Origin of the sequence: Kitasatospora sp. NPDC097643, assembly GCF_040302625.1 — a bacterium.
Classification (GTDB): Bacteria; Actinomycetota; Actinomycetes; order Streptomycetales; family Streptomycetaceae; genus Kitasatospora.
In genome coordinates this window covers 163,603-186,013 of record NZ_JBEOSA010000002.1, presented here as the reverse complement: position 1 = coordinate 186,013, position 22,411 = coordinate 163,603, and the positions used below count along the sequence as shown (strand labels likewise).

Below are 22,411 nucleotides of genomic sequence, written 5' to 3'. Positions count from 1 at the left end.
GGTCAGTCCCAGGGGTCGCCTTCCGCGGTCATGTTCTCGGCGGCGCGCCGGTCGGCCTCCTCCTGCGCGGCGAGCCGCTCCACCTCCCGGGTCTCCCGGGTCCGCTCGACGTCGTCGCTGTACGCGTCGGCGGCCTCGTCGTGGGCGAGGGCGGCACGCTGGGTGGCGTCCTGCCCGGTGGCCTCGTGCGCCTTGTGGCGGAACCTGTCGAAGATGCCCATGACTCCTCCTCCGGACGGATACCGGGCTGCCCCCACTCTCACACCGGGCGCCCACCCACGCACCTCGAGTCCCCTCGAGTCCCCTCGAGTCCCCTCGAGTCCTCGGTCCCGTGAGTCCTTGGTCCCGACCGAACGCGCCGAAGGGCCGTAGCGGCCCGGCACGGGGCGGGCGGAGGGTGGAGCCGTCGGCCGAACTGACGCCACCGTCTGGAGCCCGCTGTGACCCTCGCCACTTCCGGAAGCCTCGCCCGGCGCACCGCCGCCGAGGACACCCACGACGGACCGCGCCGGCGGGTCGGACCGCTCGCCGCGCTGGACGGGCGGCTGCCCGGCGCGCACGATCTGCTGCTGGTGCAGTGCCCGAGCTCGCTGCGGCCGCTCGCGGGCGGCGGGCTCCCCGACTGGGCCCGGACCGTGCTGCGGGCCCACCCCTGGGTCACGGTCGCCCGGGCGCCCACCGTGGTCGGCACCCCGGCCGACCTGCCGCACCCGACGCGCTGCACCCGCGACACCACGGCCGCCCCCGAGCACTGGATCCCGGTGACCGTGCGCGGCCCGCGCCCCGGACAGCGGCTCGACGCCCTGGTGCCGTGGGCCGCGGTGGCCCGGACCCTGCGGCCCGAGCAGTTGGTCGGTCGGCGGGAACTGCTCACCGCCGAACGGCTCGCGCAGGTCCCGGCACTGGCCCTGCTGCCGGAGGTCGGCCGGCTGGTGGCGGAGCACCGGATGCCCTGGGGCCCGATCGGCGCGGTCGGCTACGAGCTGGGCAGCGGGGTGCCGGTGGCCGGGCCGCTGAGCCCGCTGCGGCTGGTGCTGCGCACCCCGCAGCCGGTCAGCCGGCGGGACGCGCTGCACCTGCGGCGCGCGCTGAGCAAGCTGCCGGTGCCGGTGCAGGCCGAGCTGGAGACCCGGCACGGCGCGGTACTGCTGGCCGAGTACGCTGCCGCGCCGCCGACGCTCACCCTGCTGACCACGGACGGGCCCCGGGAGGTCCACGATCCGTGGTTCCCCCGGGGCCTCGAGCGTCCGGTCAGCCGCTGACGCTGGGCGCGCCGGTCTCCAGGTGGCCGGTGAACCGCTGCGACCAGCTGGCGTCCGCGTCCACTGTGACGGTGAAGTCGTACCAGCCGTTGGTGTAGGCCACCGCGTTGAAGTAGTCGCTGACGCTGCCGCCGGCCGGCACCTGGTACGTCCAGGGGCCGTCCGTCCGGTAGTTGTTCGAGGCGATGGTGAAGGTCATCGGCGCGGTGCCGTTGTTGGCCAGCTTGAAGTACACCGCCAGCTTGCCGGTGCCCGGCTCGACCGCGTACGAGGCGGTGACCGCCGCGTTCTTGCCGGCCTTCGTCGCATCGCCCTTGAAGCGGCGCAGGAAGCGGTTGGGGCCGACCACCGAGAGGTCGTACGGGCCGCCGCCGAAGCCGGTGCCGCAGTTGAAGAAGTCGCTGGTGTTGTTGCCCGGGTCGACGGTGTACTGCCAGGGGCCGCCGCCGCGGTAGGCGTTGGCGTACGCGGCGAAGTGCGCGGACTTCACCGCCGCCGGGCCCGTGTTCTCCATCTTGAGCCAGACCTTCATCACCCCGGCCGAGCCGAACTCCAAGTGGTCCAGGTTGGCGTTCGGCTGGTACGGCAGGGCGCGGGCCTGCCGGGTGCCGGACTCCTGCAACGGCAGCTGGTTGTTGACCGGGGCCGGGTTGGGCAGCGGGCCGCAGGTGGACAGCCCGATGGTCTGCGAGGTGTCGGGCAGCGCCGGCAGGCCGTACACCGGGTTGGCGAAGTCGAAGACGCTGGTCAGGTCGCCGCAGACGCGCCGGCGCCAGTCGCTGATGTTCACGCACTTCGCGGGCGTGCCGAGGGCGGCCGTCCAGGCCTCCAGGAAACGCAGCACCGAGGTGTGGTCGAAGGTCTCGGAGTTGACCCAGCCGCCGCGGGTCCAGGGCGAGACGGCGATCAGCGGGACGCGGAAGCCGAGCCCGATGTTGGTGCCGTTGTAGAACTCGCCCGGGGTGCCGGCCGGGGCGACCGGCGGTGGGACGTGGTCGAAGAAGCCGTCGTTCTCGTCGTAGTTGATGAACAGGACGGACGAGTTGAAGACGTTCGGGTCGGCGTTGAGCGCGTCGATCACGTTGTGGACGAAGTGCGCGCCATCGGCCGGGGTGGCGTACGGGTGCTCGGAGGAGCCCTGGTCGGGGACGATCCAGGAGACCTGCGGCAGGGTGCCGGCCAGCACGTCGGCCTTGATCGCGGCGACGATGTCGTCCGGGGTCCGGCCGGTGACCTTGGGCACCGAGCCCATGCCCTTGACGGCCAGCGGGCTGCCGGCCGGGGCGCCCGAGAACTGGCTGAAGTAGGCCAGGGCGTTGTCGCCGTAGTTGTCGGCGGCGTTCTGGTAGACCTTCCAGCTGACCCCGGCGTTCTCCAGCGCCTCCGCGTAGGTCTGCCAGCGCAGGCCCTTCTCGTCGCCGCCGTCGTAGGCCGGGCCGCCCGCGGTGCCGGCCGGGTCGATCTGGCCGGACCAGTGGTAGGTGCGGTTGGGGCCGGTCGCGCTCAGCACCGAGCAGTGGTAGGCGTCGCAGATGGTCCAGTTCTCGGCCAGCGCGTAGTGGAACGGGATGTCCTGGCGGGTGAGGTAGCCGAGCGTGCGGACGTTGCCCTTGGCGGCGACCCAGTTGTCCATCTTGCCGCTGTTCCACGCGCTGTGCTGGTCGCTCCAACCGTGCGAGAGGTCCCCGTTGCACTGGGCCAGGCGCTCCGGGTCGGCGCCGCCGGCCGGCTTGGTGAGGCTGAACTGCCACGGGTACTGGCGGGACAGGCCGTTGGGCTGGTTGAAGACGCTGTAGCCGCCGGCGATCTGGATCGTGCTGCGGTCGGCGAAGCCGCGCACGCCGCGCAGCGTGCCGAAGTAGTGGTCGAAGCTGCGGTTCTCCTGCATCAGGATCACCACGTGCTGCGCGTCGGTGATGGTGCCGGTCCCCGCGAGCGCGGCGGTGGCGGCGGGCGCCGTGGCCCCGCTGCCCGGGGCGGCCCCCGCGGCGCCGCTCCCGGCCACCGCGAGACCGGCCGCGGCGGCACCGGAGAGCGTGACGAACTTCCTGCGACTCAGCTCGGCCATCAGCCCAGCCCGTCCCTTCACTGGCGATGTTGTGTACACAAGTCGGGCTCATCGATCGCGCAGCATCTTCCACCGGCGCCGAACTGGCCCACCAGATGCGTGCACCAGGTTTGGCGGACTGTTCGTCCGGCCGTCACCGAGCGACGGCCGGCTGAACGCGTGGCGGAAACGACGGGGAGGAACGGGGCCGGGCCAGCCTCAGCGGTCCTGCACGGTGATCCCCAGGGCATGGGCGAACTGCGGGGCCAGCTCCAGGAGTTGGGTCGAGTTGATGACGGCCCCGCGCAGCCCCTGGTGACCGTCCGGGAGGCCGAGCCGGGCGGCGTCGCGCAGGTCCACCTTGCTCAGCGTGGCGCCGCGCAGCCGGACCTCCTCCAGCGTCGAGCCGGGGAAGGAGACCCCGGTCAGCTTCGCCTCGCCGAAGTCCACGTCGCGCAGCAGGCAGTCCTCGAAGACGACGTCCCGCAGGACGGCCGCCCGCAGGTTGACCGCCTCCAGCTTGCAGCCCCGGAACACCACCCGGCGCAGCGCCGAACCGTGCGCGGCGACCCCGGCCAGCACCCCGCCCGAGAAGGCGGCGTCCTGCCACTCGGTGTCGCTGAGGTCGCAGGCCACCCAGCGGCCGGCCTGCACCCAGACCTCGTTGAACCGGGCCTGGCGCAGCTTGACCCCGCTGAGCGCCACCCCGGTGAAGGCGCACTCCAGGAACGTCGCGCCGGCGGCCGACTCGTCGGTGTGCTCGCCGCCGTCGAAGAGTACGGTGTCGTACCGCTCGTCGCTGCGCAGCGCCCCGGTGTGCGGGCTCAGCAGTTCCGCGTACGGGAGGTCGGTGAGCTGGTCGGGAACGGCACGGGACATGGCGGCGGCACCTTTCGGGAGGGTCTCGCCCGCATGCTCGCACGGGGCACCGACAATCCCGCGGCGCACGCCCCGGTCCGGCCGCGGCGGGGGCGGCCGGACCGGGCTCAGCGGTGGATCAGCCGCGCGCCCAGAGGGAGTTGACCCGGCTGCGCTCGGTGCTGTTGGGGTACGGGTTGGTGCAGGAGGTGCCGGGACCGCCGCCCGACATCAGCTCGCTGCACGGGCCGGAGTAGTGGTCCGGCAGGCCGAGCACGTGCCCGGTCTCGTGCGCGGTCACCCGCACCGAGTTGTACTGCCGGTTCTGCTGGTAGTCGAGGAAGATGTAGCCGCGCCCGTGGCCGTCGGTGCTGGCGTAGGAGCCGCGGGAGTCGTTGCCCTCGTAGTAGCGGAAGTCGGCGGCCGAGCCGGAGCGCAGTTGGACGTTGGCGACCGAGCCGTTCCAGATCTGCGCGGCCCTGGCTATCTGGGTGCGGAAGGTCGGGGCCGAGCTGGCGTCGTAGGTGACGACCACGGTGGCCAGGGACGGGTTGGCGGCCTGCTTGGCCTTGGCGGAGGCCATCACGGCCTGGAAGAACGCCTGGTTGTCCGCGGCCTCGGCGGCCGAACCGGCGTACGTCGAGGCGGTGTAGCCCTGGACGGCCGGGGCGGCGGGCGCGGCCACCGCCGTACCGGGCAGCACGGCGAGGCCGGCGGCGAGGGCCAGGCCGAGGGTGGCGGACAGCACGGATCGCTTCATGTGGGGGCTCCGATTCCTGTGGTGTCGTGGCCGGTTGGGGGCCGGCCGTGGGGGGACACCTGGTGAACGGGTGATGTCCCCCGAGCTTCGGACAGTCCGGCGGGCGGGCGGATGATGTCAACCCGCGATAGCGCCGTCCAATACCCCTGCGGGCCGCGGATTTTGACAGACCTTTGGCCGACCTTGACCCACGCATGCCCCTGGCATTCCGTTGCACCGCCGACTACGCTCCGGTACGGGGAAGCGACCCGGCGGCGGGCCGCCCGTTTCCGGCCGGGCGGCCCGCCGCGTTCAACCAGCGGGAATATTGCGTCAACTACCGGTTCGAGCTGGTCAGTTCGCAGGCGCCAGGCCGTTCACCCAGAGGTTGTTGACCCGGCTGCGCTCGGTGCTGTTGGGGTACGGGTTGGTGCAGGAGGTGCCGGGACCGCCGCCCGACATCAGCTCGCTGCACGGGCCGGAGTAGTGGTCCGGCAGGCCGAGCACGTGCCCGGTCTCGTGCGCCGTGACGCGCAGCGAGTTGTACTGCTGGTTCTGCTGGTAGTCGAGGAAGATGTAGCCGTGGCCGTGGCCGTCGGTGCTGGCGTAGGAGCCGCGCGAGTCGTCGCCCTCGTAGTACGAGAAGTCGCCGCTGTCGCTCTCCTGGAGCTGGACGTTGCGCACCGAGCTGTTCCAGATCTGCGCGGCCTGGGCTATCTCGTTGGTGAAGGACGGCGCGTTGGCGGTGTCGTAGGTGACCACGACGGTGCGCAGCCAGGGGTTGGCGGCCTGCTTGGCCTTGGCGGAGGCCATCACGGCCTGGAAGAACGCCTGGTTGTCCGCGGTCTCGGCGACCGAGCCGGCGTACGTCGGGGCGGTGTAGCCCTGGACGGCCGCGGCGGGGGCGGCCGGGGCGGCGGGCGCGGCAACGGCCGCGCCGGGCAGGGCCGCGAGGCCGGCGGCGAGGGCCAGGCCGAGGGTGGCGGACAGCACGGATCGCTTCATGTGGGGGCTCCGGTTTCGCGGTACGCCGGACCGCCGGGGCCGGTGGGGACCGGACGCGGTGTCGGCGCAAGGTGGGGGTTGCCCCGGCCGACGGCCGGGGGCTGCACTGACCCAGAGCTTCAGCCCCACCGGGCCCGTCGCGGATGATGTCAACCGGCGATAGCGTCGTGCCATACCCGTGGTGCACCGGTCGGGCGCCACCCGCACCGACGCGCCGTCAGATGTCATGTCCTTGGCGAGTCAGCCGGACGGCGTCTATGCTCCCGACGTGGAGCTCGACGTGAGACACCTCCGGGTGCTGTGCGCGATCGCCGACACCGGCAGCCTCCGCAAGGCCGCGCTCCAGCTCGGCATGACCCAGCCCTCCCTCACCACCCAGCTGCACCGCATCGAACGCGCCATCGGCGGCACGCTGTTCACCCGGGAGCAGACCGGCAGCCGGCCCACCGCGCTCGGTCACTCCGTGCTCTCCCGGGCCCGTCCGGTGATCAGCGAGATGGCCGCGCTGGTCGCGGCCGCCCGCCAGGAGGCCCGGGACGCGGCCGGCCCCGGGCGGCAACGGCGGCTGCGGATCGGCAGCGTCGGCAGCCGGGCGGTCGCCGCCTGGCTGCGCCGGGTGCACGAACGCCTGCCGGACACCGACACCACCATCCACGTGGACATCTCGGCCAGCGCACTGCTGCGGATGGTCGCCGCCGACCAACTGGACGTGGCCTTCGTGCACGAGAGCGAGGGCTTCCCGCTGCGGGTGCCGCCGGACGCCGAGCACCGGGTGCTGATGGCCCGTGAGCCGCAGTTCGTCGCGCTCGCCGCCGGGCACCCGGCCGCCGCCCGGCCGGTCGTCCACCTGGCCGACCTCGCCGAGGACACCTGGATGGTCGACCCGACCGCCGACCACGAGTACGCGGCGATGCGCCGGGTGTTCACCGAGGCCGGGCTCAACCCCCGGGTGGTGCAGGTGCGGGACAACGCGACCGCCGCCGAACTGGTCGCCTCCGGCGAGGCCGTCCGGTCCTGCCAGCCGACCTCCACCCCCGGCCCCGGCACGGTGGTGCGCCCGGTGCACGGGGACCCGCTGGCCGTCCGGCTGCTGCTCACCTGGCGCGCCCGCGCGCTCAGCCCGCCCGCGCTGGACGCGCTCTACGGCGAACTGCGCGCCGCCTACCTGGAACTGGCCAGGGTCAACCCGGCCTACCTGGACTGGCTGGCCCGGCACGAGCCGGTCCTGCTGGACCGCTCCTGAGGGGCCGCCGACGGCACGCCGTCAGGCCTCCCGGGCGTGCATCGCCACCCCTGCCGCCACCGTCAGCGCGCAGACCAGCCCCGCCGCCAGGACACCGGAGTCCCCGAACGCGGTGCAGGCCAGCACCAGCGCGGCCCCGGTCGGGGCCAGGGCCTGCGCCGCACCGGTCTTGGTGTGCCGGGTGTGCAGCAGCCAGACCATGATCAGGTAGAGCGCGGTGGGCACGGTGACGGTCGCGGTGGCGGCCGTCGCGGAGATCTCCGCCTTGTGCACGGCCGACTCGACCGCCACCTCCAGCCCGGCGCCGATCGCCGCGGCCGCGCCGAACACCAGGTAGTGGCCGTAACCCCAGGCGAACGCCTGCCGGTTGGAGCGCAGGTGCTCGTGGACCGGCCGGGCGAAGTAGATCCACCAGGCCGAGAAGCAGATCAGCAGGCCGCCGACGGCCACCGGTACCAGCCGGCCCAGCTCCTCGTGCTCGTCCACCGCCGACTGCACCGCGACGGTCGCCGCCGCCACCGTCTCACCGAGCACGATCAGGGTGAACAGGCCGTAGCGCTCGGCGATGTGGTGCGGGTGCCAGCTGGTCTGCATCCGCAGCTCGGCGAAGACCGGCACCGCCAGTTCGGCCAGCACGCCGATCGGGATGAGGTACGGCCGAACGCCGTGCGGCAGCACCAGCACGACCACCCAGGCGACCTGGCACACCGTGATCCCCGCCGCGTACCGCAGGGCGACCCTGCGCGCCTCGCCCTCCTCGCTGGCCGCCGCGCGCAGCCACTGGGTGACCATCGCCAGGCGCATCACCACGTACCCGGTGACCGCCAGCACCAGGTCCTGGTCCTCGAACAGCCGCGGCACCCCGGCCGCGAGGATCAGCACCCCGGCGATCTGCACCAGCGTGGTCACCCGGTAGGGCACGTCGTCGCAGTCGTAGGCGGAGGCGAACCAGGTGAAGTTCATCCAGGCCCACCAGATCGCGAAGAACGCGAGCACGTACCCGCGCAGCCCGTCCCCGTAGTGGCCCTGCGCCAGGGCGTGGGCGAGTTCGCGCCCGGCCTGGCCGACGGCCACCACGAAGCAGAGGTCGAAGAACAGCTCCAGCGGGGTGGCGACGCGGTGCGGCTCGTCCCGGTCGCGCGGGACCATCCGGCGCACCGGGCGCGGATCGGTGTGCGGCGGGTGGGGGACGGCGGCGGGATCACTGGCCATCGGCGCTGCTCCGGGGGTCGGGAGGGGCGGTCTGTCCCGCGCATCCTGGCAGCGCCCCGGGCCCGGTGCACGCACCGGCACGACGGTCGCCCCGGCTTCCCGGGGGCGGGCATGATGACCCTGTTCGCCCCTTTTCTCCTTACCGTCAGCCGTAGTTGACGCCTCGGTGCGCGAACCGGGTGACAGCACGGCGGGTTTCCGGGCGCGCCCGCGCGGGACCGCCCGGGCCACCGGACCGCCCCGCTACATTCGTCCCCGGTTGGAAGCGAGCGCGGGTCCTGTGGGGCCCCACGACACGGGCGGCCTGCGGGCAACGCGGAAGGTCAAGGCCGGTGGCAGGACAGCGGGGGCGGCAGAGCCGGCCCTCGCGCGTCCGCACCACCGGCCTCGTGATCACCGCGCTGCTCGCCAGCGCCTGCCGTCGGTCCGGTCCCGCCGCGTCCGCGGCCCGGGCTACTTCTCCCAGCCGACCTTGGTGTAGTCGGTCGAGGCCAGCCCGAACGCGCCGTAGTTGGCCAGACCCTTGCGAGCCGCCACCACGGTCGGCCGCTGGTAGAGCTCGACGGTGTGCCCGAGCTCCCAGATCTTCGCGTCCGCCTGGTTGTACAGCTTCGCGGCCTCCGCCGGGTCCACCGTCCCCGCCGCCTTCTTCAGCAGGTCGTCGACCTCCTGGCTGCCGATCCGCGAGGGGTTGTTGAAGGTGTTGTCGCCCACCGGCAGACGGAAGTTGGGCAGGCTCTTGGAGAGCGGGAACGAGTCGGTGTTGCGCCAGCTCGCGATCTCGAACTTGCCGGGGTTCACGTACTTGGTGAAGAAGTCGTTGGAGGGCACCTTGTCCAGGCTGACCTTGACCCCGGCCGCCTGCCACATCGCGGCCGCGGCGGTGGCCAGGTCGATCTGGGCCTGCGGGGTGGCGTCGTTGATCGTCCAGTGCAGTTCCAGCGACTTACCGTCCTTGGTGCGCGGCTGACCGCTGCCGGCCTCCTTCCAACCCGCGTCGTCCAGCAGCTTCTTGGCGGCGGCCAGGTCGAACTTGGCCCAGTCCCCGGAGTTGTCCTGGTAGCCCACCTGGTTGGGCATGAGGATGTGGTTGCCGAGCGGCTTGAACTGCACCGGCACCCCGTTGTTGGCGATCTTGATCAGCGCGGAGCGGTCCAGCGCCCTGCCGAGCGCCTGGCGGACCTTCTGATCGGCCAGCGCGCCGGACTGCCCGAAGGAGATGTGCACCTCGTCCCACGGGCTGGCGCTGCGGATCACGGTGTCCTTGGCGTCCTTGAGCTGCCCGTACGCGGTGGCGGTGCCGGCCGCGGCGAAGTCGATCTCGTTGTTGAGGTAGGCCTGGGTGGTCGCCGACTGGGACATCACCCGGAAGGTGACCCGGTCCAGCTTGGGCTTGGCCCCCCACCAGGCCGGGTCCGGGACGAGGGTGAGGGTCTGCGCCGTCTTGTCCGCGACGCCGATCTTGAGCGCGCCCGCGGTGATCGGGATCTTCTCCACCCAGCCCTTGTTGAAGTCGTCCGGGGTGGCGATGCCGGCCGCCGGGATCAGCGGGCGGAACAGGTTCTGCCAGTCCGCGTACGGCTCGGCGAAGGTGACCTTCACCTCGGACGGGTCGGCGCCCTGCTCCACCGCGGAGATCTGCTCGTAGCCGGACGGGTCGGAGATGTTGTACGCCGCGTCCTTGCCGTTGCTGGCCTGCCAGTCGGCCTTGAAGTCCAGGTAGCTCAGCGCCTTGCCGTCCGACCACTTGGCCTTGGGGTTGAGCTTGTAGACGACCACCTGCGGCGAGGTCGAGACGACCTTGGCCTCCACCAGGTAGTCGGCGTTCGCCTTGAACGCCCCGGAGGCGTCGGTCCTGAACAGGTCCGGCTCCAGCGTGCGCATGATCTCCACCGCGTCGCCGTAGGTGCCGTCCACCTGGAACGGGTTCCACTGGGTGATCCACTGGTACAGCGGGAAGCGCACCTCGCCGCCGTCCTTCAACTGGTCCGGCGTCTTGGGGTTGATGTCGTCCGCGTCCAGTCTCGGCGGCTCGCTCTTGGTGACGTTGTCGGTCGAGCCACCGCCGCCCGAGGAGCACGCGGTGACCGCCAGCGCGACGGCGACGGCCAGAACGGTTGCCCGGCCGAGACGGCGGGTCGTGGTGGAAGCGTCCATGGGTGTCCCCCAGATGAGGTCGTCAGGAACAGGGAGTTGCGCCCGCGAGGTGTGGCGGGGCTTGAGCGTGGGCAGCCAATTCGCGACCGAGCCAGCAGAACGTAACAGCGGATCAGTTCCGCCACCAGGGGGAGGAGTTCACGTCTGATCCAAACGCCACGGGGCGCAACACCGCCGCAACACCCCGGCTGTCTCCCGCTGCAAGACTCCGACCTGCACCTTCCCCATCCGGCCCGAACCGGGCCACCGACCGAAGGCCACCACCCGATGCCCAGCAGACGCGTCGGCCCCGCCCCCACCCCGGGCAGCCGTTGATGCTCAGATACCTGGCGAAGCGCCTCAGCTACTACGCGGTGCTGCTGATCGCCGCCGTGTTCCTGGCGTACGCGATATCCGCCACCGCCCTGCAGCCGCGCACCTACTTCGACGCCAAGGTCCCCCGCCCGGCGGCGGAGTCGGTCGAGCGCCAGCTCACCGCGCTCAACCTGAACGACCACACCCCGGTCGTCGAACGCTTCGGCCACTGGGCCGGCGGGCTGCTCCACGGCGACCTCGGCCGGACCATCCACGACACCCCGGTGACCGACGACTTCGGGCGCCGGGTCTGGGTCTCGCTGCGGCTGCTGCTGATCGGCAGCCTGCTCGGGATCGTCCTCGGCGTCGCCGCCGGGGCCTGGAGCGCCGTCCGCCAGTACCGGATCTCGGACCGGCTGCTCACCGTGCTGTCCTTCGTCCTGCTCTCCACCCCGGTCTTCCTGGTCGCGCTCCTCCTCAAGAACGGTGCGATCGCAGCCAAGGACGCGGCCGGCCACGAGGTCGTCCCGTTCACCGGGTACGAGACCCCCGGGCTCGGCGGCGGCCTCGGCGCCCACCTCGCCGACTGGGCGCTGCACCTGCTGCTGCCGACCATCTCGCTGGCGCTCGGCGGCCTCGCCACCTACAGCCGCTACCAGCGCGGCACCATGCTCGACGTGCTCGGCTCCGACTACCTGCGCACCGCCGAGGCCAAGGGCCTCACCCGGGGCCGGGCGCTGGTCAAGCACGGGCTGCGGACCGCGGTGATCCCGATGTCGACGATGTTCGCCTACAGCTTCCTGGGCATCTTCACCGGCGCGATCTTCACCGAGACCATCTTCGGCTGGCACGGCATGGGCGAGTGGCTGATCCAGTCGATCAACGAGCAGGACGTCAACTCGGTCGTCGCGGTCAACCTGTTCACCGCCGTGGTCGTCCTCGCCTCCGGCTTCCTCGCCGACACCCTGCACGCCGCCCTCGACCCGCGCGTGCGGTCCTGACCGGAGGTGAACCGAAGTGACCACCGTCGTCGCTGAGTCGACCACCCCGGCCGCCGCGCCCCGGGCCACCGGACGGGGGCGGCTCGTCCTCGCCCGGCTGCTCGCCGCGCGCGGGGCCGCCATCGGGGCCGTCCTCGTCCTGCTGCTGTTCGCGCTCGCCTTCGGCGGCCCGTACCTCACGCCCTGGGACTACGCCACCCCCGACTTCGGCGCGCTGCACCAACCGCCGTCCACCGAGCACTGGTTCGGCACCAACGGGGTCGGCCAGGACGTCTTCGCGCAGACCGTCCGCGGGCTGCAGAAGTCGCTGGTCATCGGCCTGCTGGTGGCGCTGTTCTCCACCGTGCTGGCCTCCCTGGTCGGCGCCTGCGCCGGCTACTTCGGCGGCTGGACCGACCGGGCGCTGATGTTCCTGGTGGACCTGCTGCTGGTCTTCCCCAGCTTCCTGATCATCACCATCGTCTCGCCCCGGCTGAAGAGCACCGGCTGGATCGCCTTCGTGCTGCTGCTCGCCCTGTTCAACTGGATGATCACCGCCCGGGTGGTCCGCTCGATGACCATCTCGCTGCGCGAGCGCGAGTTCGTCCGCGCCGCGCAGTTCATGGGGGTTCGGCCGCTGCGGATCATCGGGCGGCACGTCCTGCCGAACGTCGCCTCCTTCCTCATCATCGACGCCACCATCGCGGTCGGCGGCGCCGTCATGAGCGAGACCGCGCTCTCCTACTTCGGCTTCGGCGTCAAGCCGCCGGACGTCTCGCTCGGCACCCTGCTCGCCGCCGGCACCAGCGAGGCCCCGGTGTTCCCCTGGCTGTTCTACTTCGCGGCCGGGCTGCTGGTGCTGTTCGTCCTCGCCGTCAACCTGATCGGGGACGGGCTGCGCGACGCCCTCGACCCCACCGCCGGGGGCGGCCGCCGGCGGCGGGGGTTCCGCCTTCGCGGCGCTTCCCGGCCTCGCGGCGCATCCCTCCTTGGCGGCGCATCAACCCCTCGCGGCGCGTCCCGCACTCGCAGCGACTCCCGCAGGAAGAAGCCGTGACCACCACCGTCGACACCTCCGTCGCCACCCCCGTCGCCACCCCCCTGCTGGCCGTCCGCGACCTGCGGGTCGACTTCGCCGGGCCGCACGGCCCGGTCCCCGCCGTCCGCGGGGTGGACCTCACCCTGCACCACGGCGAAACCCTCGGCATCGTCGGCGAGTCCGGCTCCGGCAAGTCCGTCACCGCGCTGTCGATCCTCGGCCTGCTGCCGGGGACGGCGAGCGTCCGGGGCTCGGTCCGGCTGGACGGGCGGGAGCTGGTCGGACTGCCCGGCCGGGAGCTGGCCGCGATCCGCGGCCGCAGGGTCGCCATGGTCTTCCAGGACCCGCTCTCCGCCTTCACCCCGGTCTACCGGATCGGCGACCAGATCGCCGAGGCGGTCCGGATCCACCAGCGGGTCGACAAGCCGACCGCACGCCGGCGGGCCGCCGAACTCCTCGACCTGGTGGGCATTCCGGCACCCGACCGGGCCCTGGACAGCTTCCCGCACGAGTTCTCCGGCGGCATGCGCCAGCGCGCGATGATCGCCATGGCCGTCGCCAACGACCCCGACATCCTGCTCGCCGACGAACCCACCACCGCGCTCGACGTCACCATCCAGGCCCAGGTGCTGGACGTGCTGCGCACCGCGCAGCGGGAGACCGGCGCGGCCCTCGTCCTGGTCAGCCACGACCTCGGGGTGATCGCCGGGACGGCCGACCGGGTCGCCGTGATGTACGCGGGCCGGGTGGTCGAGACGGCCGGGGTGGACGAGCTGTTCGCGGCGCCCCGCCACCCCTACACGCTCGGCCTGATCGGCGCGGTGCCCCGGCTGGACGGCCGCGGCGGGCCGCTCGTCCCGATCCCGGGCACCCCGGCGCCGATGGCCGACCTGCCGTCCGGCTGCCCGTTCGCCGCCCGCTGCCCGCTCGCGGAGCCGCGCTGCACCGCGGAGGAGCCCGAACTGGCCGGCGGCGACGGCCACTTCGCTGCCTGCGTGCGCGCTACCGAACTGGCCGAGCGGCGCCCCGCACCGGCCGAGGTCTACCCGGTGCCGACGGTGCCCCCGGCCGCGACCGACGGCGGTGAGCGCGGCACGCGGGCGCCGGTGCTGTCCGTGAGCGGCCTCGGTAAAACGTTTCCGCTCCTCAAGGGCACCGTCTTCAAGCGCCGGATCGGCGAGGTCTACGCGGTGGACGGCGTCGACCTGGACCTCCGGGAGGGCGAAACCCTCGGCCTGGTCGGGGAGTCCGGCTCCGGCAAGTCCACCACCCTGTTCGAACTGCTGAAGCTCGCCGCTCCCGAGACCGGCCGGATCGAACTGCTCGGCCACGACACCGCCACGCTCTCCCGGGCCGAGGCCCACCGGCTCCGGGCCCACCTGCAGATCGTCTTCCAGGACCCGATGGCCAGCCTCGACCCGCGCATGCCGATCGGCGACATCATCGCCGAACCGCTGCGCGCCCAGCACGCCGACCGCGCGGAGATCGCCCGCCGGGTGCCCGAACTGCTGCGCCAGGTCGGCCTCGACCCGGCCCACACCACCCGCTACCCGCACCAGTTCTCCGGCGGACAGCGCCAGCGCGTCTCCATCGCCCGCGCCCTGGCCGTGCAGCCGAAACTGCTCGTCCTCGACGAACCCGTCTCCGCCCTGGACGTCTCCATCCAGGCCGGGGTGCTCAACCTGCTGCAAACGCTCAAGGCCGAACTCGGCCTCTCCTACCTCTTCGTGTCGCACGACCTCTCGGTGATCCGCCACCTCGCCGACCGGGTCAGCGTCATGTACCTCGGGCGGACCGTCGAGCAGGGCGAGGTCTCCGCCGTCTTCGACCACCCCCGTCACCCGTACACCCGCGCCCTGCTCTCCGCCGTCCCGCTCCCCGACCCCGCCGCCGAACGCGCCCGCGACCGGATCCTGCTCGCCGGCGACCCGCCCTCTCCCACCGAACGCCGCACCGGCTGCGCCTTCCGCACCCGCTGCCCCGTCTACGGCCGGCTCGGCGACCCGGCCGCCCGGGCCCGGTGCGAGCAGGAGCGGCCGGCGCTCACCGGCGGCGCCGTCAGCGGCGGCGCTCTCACCGGCGGTGCCCTCGGCGGCCGCGCCACGGGGATCGACCAGCAGGCGGCCTGCCACTTCCCGGAGGGGGCGTGATCACGCACGGCGACCACTCATCGTGATCACCCGAATACGATTCGGCGGATGGACCGGGCGGCGTGTAAGGTCTTCCACGTCAGCAAGCGCCGCTAGCTCAGTTGGTTAGAGCAGCTGACTCTTAATCAGCGGGTCCGGGGTTCGAGTCCCTGGCGGCGCACATGGCAAGGTCTCAGGCCGTCCACTCCGGTGGGCGGCCTGAGTCGTTCCCGGGCTGTTCCCGGACTGTTCCCGGGCTGCTGCTGCTCTGGGCGCACCCCGTCCACGGACGGCTGCGGATCCCCTCCACCACCTTCGCCACGGTGATCGCGGGCGCCGTCCTCGCCGAACTGCTGCTGAACGGCTCGATCACCGTCGACGAGCGCCGGATCACCGGCTTCCAGCCACTGGGCGTGCCCGGGCGGGTGATCGCCGACCGGGTGGCGGCGACGCTGCGGCGGTCGCAGGCCGGGCGCGCCGCGGCGGGTGCGCTCTCCCCCGCCTCCCCTGCCGAGGAGCGGGACCGGCAGCTGGCCGGACTGATCGGGGTGGCACGGCTGGAGCACCGGCTCTACCCGGGCAGGCCGTTGGCGCCGATCCGGCGTGCCGTCCGGGAGCTGCCCCGGACCCTGCCGATCGCGCGGGCGGCGAAGCGGGCGGTGCAGCGGCGTTCGAGCGACGGCGGGTAGCCGGGGGCAGCTGCGGCGGCGCGGCACCAGGGGCCGGTCAGCGGGTGTCCAGGACTGCGGAGGCCACCGCGTCCGGGCGGTCGAACATCACCAGGTGCCCGGCCGGAGCGGTGGTGCGGTAGTCGGCGCCGAGCAGCGCCGCCAGCTCCCGCTGCTCGGCCAGCCAGGCCTCGGTGCGGCGGCTGCGGCAGCCGTCGTCGGCGGCGAGCACGGTGACCGGCAGGCCCTCGGGCAGCGGGCGGGTGCGCCGCAGCTCGTCGAGTTCGGCGGCGACGTCGAGGTAACGGACGTTCTCCCGGAGCAGTGCGCGCAGCGCCCGGCCGGTCCGGTAGCAGTGCCGGACCAGCAGCGGAGGGGCGAGGTCCTCCCGGCGGACGGTGGCGAGCCGCGCGGTCAGCCGTCGGGCCGCGGGGCCGAACAGGTACGGCACGGCGAGGGCGGTGGCCGTGCCCGCGACCGCCCGGGCCGCCAGGTCGCGCAGCCCGGGGGCCGGCAGCGGCCGCGCCGCCGGTTCGACGCTGCCGTCGACCAGGACCAGTCCGGCGACCCGGCCCGGGTGCAGCCGGGCGAAGGCCTCCACGTGGAAGGCCGCGAGGGAGTGTCCGGCGACGGTGCACGGCTCGCGCAGGCCGAGGCCGTCCAGTACCGCCCGGATCCGTTCGGCCTCCCCGGCCGCCGTCGGAGCCGGAGAGGTGGTGGCCGGCTCGGCTGCGCTCAGCCCGTAGCCGGGCCGGTCGAAACGGACCACGGTGCGGTAGGGCGTGAGGAAGGGGACGACGAGGTCCCAGTCGAACCAGCTGCTGCCGAGGCCGCCGCTGAGCAGGCAGACCGGGCCGTTCCCCTCGGTCCGGACGTGCAGCGGGACGCCGCCGACGCGCAGGAACCGCGCCCGGATGCGAGGAGCGCCGGGGGCCGTCATCCGGGCTCCCGCCCGGTCTGAGGGGTCCGCCCGGCCGGTCGGCGCGGCTCGGTCGGTCGGGTCGGCTCGGCCCTTCGGGTCCGCTCGGTCGGTCGGGGCGTTCCTAGCCGGCCGACCCCCGGGCGCGGTGCACCCCTGCGGGCGCGCCCGTCCGGGCGGGCGAGGCTCAGGGCCAGTACGGCCAGCCAGAGCGCGACCAGCAGGACCTGGAGCCGCTGGCCGGCGCCGAGCGCCCAGGTGCCGCGGCCGGCCTGGAAGGCGGCGATCGCGGCGAGGCTCCAGCCGGTGGCGAGGAGTTCGGCGCCGAGCAGCCAGGGCCCGTACCGGCGCACCGGCGGCCAGCAGTCGTAGCGACGGGCGGCCACGGTGAGCGCGACCAGGCCGGTGAGCGCGCCGAGCACGGCGAGGCTGCTGGTGACGGCGTGCGCGGTGTGGGTGGCGGGGACGAGGCCGGCCGTCTCGCGTGCGGCGCACATCTCGTCGCTGGTGGGGGCGCAGCTGAGCGGCAGGCGGGAGTCGGCGGCGGTCGCGGCGCCGAACACGGCGAGGGCCGACCAGCCGGCCACCGCCCAGCGGTGCCGTCCGCCGGGCGCCCTGGTCAGGCCGGTGGCGAGGGCGGTGACGGCGGCGGCCAGCACGCTCAGCCCGGCGACCAGGTCGGTGGCCCGGAACAGGCCGCCCAGTGGCTGGTCCTCGGCAGCGAGTTCACTGATGTACGCCTGCACCGGGTCGAGTCCGGTGCTCAGGACGACCTCCAGCACCCAGGCGGTGTACGCCACGGCGCTGAGCAGCAGCAGGACGGCGACCACTGGCCGCGCGCGGCCGGGCCCCGGGCCGACGAGCCGGGGCCGGCGGTGTCCTCGCTGGGGGCTGGGCACGGTTCCACCCTAACCGGGGGGAAACTTCGCCCCAACCGGACGGAACCGGACACCTCGGCTGCGGAAGCCGGCCCCGTGGTGGCGGTGCCGCAGGAATTGGTACGAGGCACCCCTCGGGACCGTGTATTGTTTTCCAGGTCAGCAGGCGCCGCTAGCTCAGTTGGTTAGAGCAGCTGACTCTTAATCAGCGGGTCCGGGGTTCGAGTCCCTGGCGGCGCACAGACAGTGGGGAGCCTCTCGCAGCAGCGAGGGGCTCCTCAATTTTTTGCCCTCCGACGTCCGATTTGCCTGTGATGTCGGTCTCGATTGCCGGTCCGGTGGAGCTAACCGCCCCGTCCGGCTCGTCCTGGGCAGTAGAACCGGAATCGGGACAAAGATCCCTAACCGCCGATGTCCCCGTCCGTGCAGGCTGGCCCGGTCCGCCCGCAGGAAAGGCCGCGCCTTGTTCCGAAACGCCCAGAGCGGCCGCCGCGTCCCGTCGCTCGGCCTCCGGCCGGTCAAGCGCTTCCAGCGCTCCGCCCCCGCGTCCGCCCCCGTATCCGCCCTCGCAGGCGGCGCCGGCGGCGGGAAGAAGCCGCGCCGCCCCAAGCGCACCGGCTGGCGCCGGCTGATCCCGACCTGGCGGATGACCCTGCTCGGCCTCGCCTCGACGCTGCTGCTCGGCGTCGGCCTGTTCGTGCTGGGGATCGCGCTGGTGAAGGTGCCGGACGCGCACGCCGCGGCGACCGCGCAGAGCAACACCTGGCTCTACGCGGACGGCTCGGTGATCACCCGCACCGGCCAGACCAACCGGCAGAACGTCGGCCTGGACAAGGTCTCCCCCGCCGCCCAGCACGCCGCGCTGGCCGCCGAGGACCGCAACTTCTACCACGAGGGCGCCGTCAACGTGCAGGGCCTGGTCCGGGCCGCGCTCAACACGGCCAAGGGCGAGGGCACCCAGGGCGGCTCCACCATCACCCAGCAGTACGTGAAGAACACGTACCTGAACCAGAAGCAGTCGATCACCCGCAAGGTGAAGGAACTCTTCATAGCCATCAAGGTGGACGCCACCGAGGGCAAGGACGAGATCCTCTCCGGCTACCTGAACACCTCCTACTACGGCCGCGGCGCCTACGGCATCCAGGCCGCCGCCCAGGCGTACTTCGGCGTCGACGCCTCCGCGCTCAACCCCGCCCAGGGCGCCTACCTGGCCACCCTGCTGAACGCGCCGAGCGCGTACGACGTGGCCACCGCCACCCCGGCGGGCAAGCAGAACGCCGTCAACCGCTGGAACTACGTGCTGGACGGCATGGTCAAGGAGGGCTGGCTCTCCGCCGACGAGCGCGCCGCCACCGCCTTCCCGGACGTCAAGGACCCGCAGCCCAACCCGGGCCTGTCCGGCCAGGCCGGCTACCTGGTGGACGCGGCCACCCAGTACCTCACCTCGAACCAGGTGATCAGCGAGACCGAGCTGGCCAAGGGCGGCTACACGATCAAGCTGAGCATCGACCCGAACCGCCAGCAGGCGCTTCAGGACGCCGTCCAGGCGCAGCTGCGCGACACCCTCAACCCGGACAAGCGGAAGAAGGACGCCGCGGCCCAGGCCGGAGCCGTCTCCGTCGACCCGAAGAGCGGCGCGGTCGTCGCCCTGTACGGCGGCGTCGACTACGTCAAGCACTACGTCGACAACGCGACCCGGCGGGACTACCAGGCCGGCTCGACCTTCAAGGCGATCGCCCTGGCGGCCGCCTTCGAGAACAACGCCAAGACCCAGGACGGCCGGACGGTCACCCCGCACACCGTCTACGACGGCACCAGCGGTCGCAAGGTCCGCGGCGGCAAGGGCACCCCGTACGCCCCGCCGAACGAGGGCGACGTGAACTACGGCCAGATCTCCCTCCAGCAGGCCATCGACAAGTCGGTCAACTCGGTGTTCGCGCAGCTGGCCCAGGACACCGGGCTGCCGAAGGTCCGGGACGCCGCGATCGCGCTGGGCCTGCCGGCCAACACCCCGGGCCTGGACCCGGTGCCGTCCATCCCGCTGGGTGCGGCCACCCCGAGCGTGCTGGACATGGCCGGCGTGTACGCCACGCTGGACAACGGCGGCAAGCAGATCACCCCCTGGCTGGTGCAGTCGGTGGACCGCGAGGGCGAGGCCGTGCCGCTGCCCGCGCACAAGACCACCCAGGCGATCGGCGAGGACACCGCCCACGAGGTCACCTCGATGCTCCAGGGCGTGGTGAGCGACCCGGGCGGCACCGGCTGGCGGGCGAAGGCCCTGGGCCGTCCGGCTGCGGGCAAGACCGGCACCACCGACGACCAGAAGTCGGTGTGGTTCGTCGGCTACACGCCGGAGCTGGTCACTTCGGTCGCGCTGTTCGGCCAGGACCCGGGCACCGGCGCCCAGGTCAGCCTGAGCGGCGTCGGCGGGATCGACGGCGCGGCGGGCGGCCAGTACCCGGCGCAGATCTGGACCAGCTACATGAAGGCCGCGCTCAAGGGCCAGCCGGTGACCGACTTCCCGGAGCCCGCGGACGGCGACACCGCGGACACCCCGGACGGCTCGGACACCCCGAACGGCTCGGACCTGCCGACGGCACCGTCCACCCCGCCCTCGGCGCCGAGCCCGACCCCGTCCACGGGGGCCGGTCCGGCCCGGACCGCACCGGGCGGCTGGCCCGGCCGGCCGAGCCCCGGTGGCTCCAGCAGTGCTGGGCCGACCAGCACGCCGACCCAGCCGCCGACCACGCAGCCCACCCCTCAGCCGACGACCACGCCGACCACCCGGCCCAGCCCGAAGCCGACCCCGACCAGCCCGCCCACGACGCAGCCGACCACCGACCCGACCACGGCGCCCCAGCCGACCGGCGGGACGGGCTCGGGGGGCTCGGGCAACTAGCCGGTGTTCGGTGCGGATCCGGTGGGTGAGCCGTGGGTGATATGGGGTGATTGCTCCACTGCGCACAGTTCAGAGCAGGACCAAATGACGAAATGGCGCCTTACCGAATCTCCGGTATGACTGTCACAATGCGTCGGTGCACAGATCAACGGCCTCGCCCACCCGCCCCTCGGGCAGAACCCTCGGCCTCAGCCTCGCGCTGGTCTCCGCGTTCGCCTTCGGAGGCTCCGGCACGGCCGCGAAGCCGTTGATCGAAGCCGGGCTCTCGCCCCTGCACGTGGTCTGGCTCCGGGTCACCGGGGCCGCGGTGGCCCTCCTCCCGATCGCCTACCGGCACCGGGCCGCCGTCCTGCGCCGGCCCGGCCTGCTGATCGGCTTCGGCCTGCTCGCCGTGGCCGGCGTCCAGGCCTGCTACTTCGCGGCCATCTCCCGCATCCCGGTCGGCGTCGCCCTGCTCATCGAGTACCTCGGGCCGCCGCTGCTCATCGGCTACGTCAAGTTCGTCCAGCGCAAGCCGATCAGCCGGGGCGCGGCGATCGGCGCCGGCGTGGCGGTGGCCGGGCTGGCCTGCGTGGTCGAGGCCTGGAACGGCCTGAGCTTCGACGCGCTCGGCGTGCTGTTCGCCCTCGGCGCGGCCTGCTGCCAGGTCGGCTACTTCGTCCTGGCCGACGCCGGACGCCGGGGCGAGCGCCCGGTCGACCCGCTGGCCGTCAGCGCGTACGGACTGCTGATCGGCGCAGTCCTGCTCACCGCCTTCACCCGGCCCTGGCAGGCCGACTGGAGCCTGCTCGGCGGATCCGTGGTGATGAACGGGCACACGCTGCCCGCGGCGCTCCCGGCCGCCTGGATGATCCTGATCGCGACCGTCCTCGCCTACCTGACCGGCGTGATCGCCGTCGGGCACCTCTCGCCGCCGATCGCCGGAGTGGTGGCCAACCTGGAGGCGGTCGTCGCCACCGTGCTCGCCTGGGTCCTGCTCGGCGAGCACCTGGGCCTGCCGCAGATCGCGGGCGGCCTGCTGGTGCTGGCCGGCGCCTTCGCCGCCCAGGGCAGCAAGCCCCCGGAGGCCGCGGCGGCCCCGGCGTCGGCGTCGGCCGAGGCCCCGGGCCCGGTGGTGTCCTCGCGCGTGACGGAGTCAGGTGCGGCGTCCTCGGGCGTGACGGACTCGGGCTCGGGCGCGCCCGCCGTGGCTGCCTCGCAGGACCGGGAACGGGTGGTCGCCGAGCGTGCGGTCAGTGGCCCACCCAGCCGAACCAGTCGGCGTGGTTGAGCGGCCACACGACGGCCGACACCGGCCCGACCACGTTGTCCACCGGCACGGCCCCACCACCCGGGCCGCGCTGGTGGTAGCGGGAGTCCGCCGAGTCGCTGCGGTGGTCTCCCTCGACCCAGATGTAGCCCGCGGGCACCGTCACCGGGCCGAAGTTCAGGCCCGCACAGGAGTCGTCGCCGGGGTGCAGGTACGGCTCGTCGACCTTCTTCCCGTCGACGGTCAGCGTGGTGCCCGCGCACTGCACGGTCTGGCCACCGGTCGCGATGACCCGCTTGACCAGGTAGTTGTCGTCCTTCGGCGGCACCAGCCCGACGAAGGACAGCACCGAGGTCGCCGCGTTGGTGACCGGGTTCGAGTCGACGGGCTGCGGCGGCAGCCAGCCGCCCGGGTCCTTGAACACCACCGGCTGCCCCGGCTCCGGCTTCCAGCCGGTGAGCGGCGCGAACTTGTTCACCCCGACCCGGTCGCCGATCCGCAGCGTGTTCTCCATCGAGCCGGACGGGATGGTGAAGACCTGGAACAGGCAGGTCTTGATCAGCAGCGCGACCACCAGGCCGACCGCCGCCATCGCCGGGATCTCGATCCACCAGGGCCGGGGTCGGCGCCCCGCCCGCCGGGCCTTGCGCCCGCGCGAGCCGCGGGCCCGCCGACGGGCCTCGGCACGGCCGCCGGGAGCGCCGGGGGTACCGGGCGCACCACCGGGACCGTGCCCCGCAGCGGGGGTCGGACCGGGCCCGGCATCGCTGGGCGTTTCGGGCAGGTTCACCGCCATCGTCGCTGCTCCACCTCTCCGGCTGGGGAAATCTGCA

At 73.1% G+C, this 22,411-nt stretch carries 18 protein-coding genes and 2 tRNA genes; 10 read left to right on the top strand and 10 right to left on the bottom strand.

Going from position 1 to position 22,411, the window contains the following annotated elements; translation table 11 throughout:
• Positions 1 to 2: 2 nt before the first annotated feature.
• Complete coding sequence (locus tag ABTY15_RS02945; RefSeq protein WP_350574971.1) at positions 3 to 221, bottom strand: hypothetical protein; 219 nt, start codon at positions 219 to 221, stop codon at positions 3 to 5.
• A 219-nt stretch (positions 222 to 440) separates the two neighbouring features.
• On the opposite strand from ABTY15_RS02945, the gene ABTY15_RS02940 reads away from it, so the two are divergent.
• Positions 441 to 1,262 carry a phosphoribosyl-dephospho-CoA transferase MdcG domain-containing protein gene (locus ABTY15_RS02940; RefSeq protein WP_350574968.1) on the top strand — a complete coding sequence of 274 codons (822 nt, stop codon included), beginning with the start codon at positions 441 to 443 and terminating at the stop codon, positions 1,260 to 1,262.
• Here ABTY15_RS02940 and ABTY15_RS02935 read toward each other — a convergent pair.
• The 4 genes from ABTY15_RS02935 to snpA (ABTY15_RS02920) form a co-directional block, all read right to left on the bottom strand.
• Positions 1,252 to 3,330, bottom strand: coding sequence for a phosphocholine-specific phospholipase C (locus ABTY15_RS02935; protein WP_350574965.1), 2,079 nt, complete (start codon positions 3,328 to 3,330; stop codon positions 1,252 to 1,254). The genes ABTY15_RS02940 and ABTY15_RS02935 overlap by 11 nt on opposite strands.
• 198 nt (positions 3,331 to 3,528) lie before the next feature.
• Positions 3,529 to 4,188, bottom strand: coding sequence for a pentapeptide repeat-containing protein (locus tag ABTY15_RS02930; RefSeq protein WP_350574962.1), 660 nt, complete (start codon positions 4,186 to 4,188; stop codon positions 3,529 to 3,531).
• A gap of 118 nt (positions 4,189 to 4,306) precedes the next feature.
• Entirely contained in the window at positions 4,307 to 4,927 is a 621-nt protein-coding gene (snpA, locus tag ABTY15_RS02925) for a snapalysin (RefSeq protein WP_350574959.1), read from the bottom strand.
• A 333-nt stretch (positions 4,928 to 5,260) separates the two neighbouring features.
• Positions 5,261 to 5,911, bottom strand: a complete 651-nt coding sequence (gene snpA, locus ABTY15_RS02920; protein ID WP_350574956.1) for a snapalysin — start codon at positions 5,909 to 5,911, stop codon at positions 5,261 to 5,263.
• Between the two features lie 268 nt (positions 5,912 to 6,179).
• Between snpA (ABTY15_RS02920) and ABTY15_RS02915 the strand changes: the two genes are divergently transcribed.
• Positions 6,180 to 7,154, top strand: coding sequence for a LysR family transcriptional regulator (locus ABTY15_RS02915; protein WP_350574953.1), 975 nt, complete (start codon positions 6,180 to 6,182; stop codon positions 7,152 to 7,154).
• 21 nt (positions 7,155 to 7,175) lie between these two features.
• Here the strand turns inward: ABTY15_RS02915 and ABTY15_RS02910 are convergent, their stop codons facing one another.
• A complete protein-coding gene (locus ABTY15_RS02910) occupies positions 7,176 to 8,366 on the bottom strand; it encodes a low temperature requirement protein A (RefSeq protein WP_350574950.1) in 1,191 nt (396 codons plus the stop codon).
• Between the two features lie 453 nt (positions 8,367 to 8,819).
• Positions 8,820 to 10,523, bottom strand: a complete 1,704-nt coding sequence (locus ABTY15_RS02905; protein ID WP_350574947.1) for an ABC transporter family substrate-binding protein — start codon at positions 10,521 to 10,523, stop codon at positions 8,820 to 8,822.
• A gap of 314 nt (positions 10,524 to 10,837) precedes the next feature.
• Here ABTY15_RS02905 and ABTY15_RS02900 point away from each other — a divergent pair, with 314 nt between their 5' ends.
• The 5 genes from ABTY15_RS02900 to ABTY15_RS02880 all read left to right on the top strand — a co-directional run bounded on the left by ABTY15_RS02900 (position 10,838) and on the right by ABTY15_RS02880 (position 15,654).
• On the top strand, positions 10,838 to 11,818 hold the full coding sequence (locus tag ABTY15_RS02900; protein WP_350574944.1) for an ABC transporter permease: 981 nt from the start codon (positions 10,838 to 10,840) through the stop codon (positions 11,816 to 11,818).
• Between the two features lie 16 nt (positions 11,819 to 11,834).
• Positions 11,835 to 12,854, top strand: a complete 1,020-nt coding sequence (locus tag ABTY15_RS02895; protein WP_350574941.1) for an ABC transporter permease — start codon at positions 11,835 to 11,837, stop codon at positions 12,852 to 12,854.
• Entirely contained in the window at positions 12,851 to 14,986 is a 2,136-nt protein-coding gene (locus tag ABTY15_RS02890) for an ABC transporter ATP-binding protein (protein WP_350574933.1), read from the top strand. Before ABTY15_RS02895 ends, ABTY15_RS02890 begins: the two co-directional genes overlap by 4 nt.
• 86 nt (positions 14,987 to 15,072) lie before the next feature.
• A tRNA-Lys gene (locus ABTY15_RS02885) sits at positions 15,073 to 15,146 on the top strand.
• Between the two features lies 1 nt (position 15,147).
• Positions 15,148 to 15,654 carry a GPP34 family phosphoprotein gene (locus ABTY15_RS02880; protein ID WP_350574930.1) on the top strand — a complete coding sequence of 169 codons (507 nt, stop codon included), beginning with the start codon at positions 15,148 to 15,150 and terminating at the stop codon, positions 15,652 to 15,654.
• Between the two features lie 37 nt (positions 15,655 to 15,691).
• On the opposite strand, the gene ABTY15_RS02875 is transcribed toward ABTY15_RS02880, so the two are convergent.
• Entirely contained in the window at positions 15,692 to 16,573 is an 882-nt protein-coding gene (locus tag ABTY15_RS02875; protein WP_350574928.1) for an alpha/beta fold hydrolase, read from the bottom strand.
• Complete coding sequence (locus ABTY15_RS02870; protein WP_350575072.1) at positions 16,570 to 17,382, bottom strand: DUF998 domain-containing protein; 813 nt, start codon at positions 17,380 to 17,382, stop codon at positions 16,570 to 16,572. Before ABTY15_RS02870 ends, ABTY15_RS02875 begins: the two co-directional genes overlap by 4 nt.
• Before the next feature lie 214 nt (positions 17,383 to 17,596).
• Here ABTY15_RS02870 and ABTY15_RS02865 point away from each other — a divergent pair.
• The 3 genes from ABTY15_RS02865 (at position 17,597) to ABTY15_RS02855 (ending at position 21,599) form a co-directional block, all read left to right on the top strand.
• A tRNA-Lys gene (locus ABTY15_RS02865) sits at positions 17,597 to 17,670 on the top strand.
• 223 nt (positions 17,671 to 17,893) lie between these two features.
• Positions 17,894 to 20,329 carry a transglycosylase domain-containing protein gene (locus ABTY15_RS02860; RefSeq protein WP_350574925.1) on the top strand — a complete coding sequence of 812 codons (2,436 nt, stop codon included), beginning with the start codon at positions 17,894 to 17,896 and terminating at the stop codon, positions 20,327 to 20,329.
• 136 nt (positions 20,330 to 20,465) lie between these two features.
• Entirely contained in the window at positions 20,466 to 21,599 is a 1,134-nt protein-coding gene (locus tag ABTY15_RS02855; protein ID WP_350574922.1) for an EamA family transporter, read from the top strand.
• On the opposite strand, the gene lepB is transcribed toward ABTY15_RS02855, so the two are convergent.
• Entirely contained in the window at positions 21,562 to 22,374 is an 813-nt protein-coding gene (lepB, locus tag ABTY15_RS02850) for a signal peptidase I (RefSeq protein ID WP_350574920.1), read from the bottom strand. The genes ABTY15_RS02855 and lepB overlap by 38 nt on opposite strands.
• Between the last annotated feature and the right edge of the window lie 37 nt (positions 22,375 to 22,411).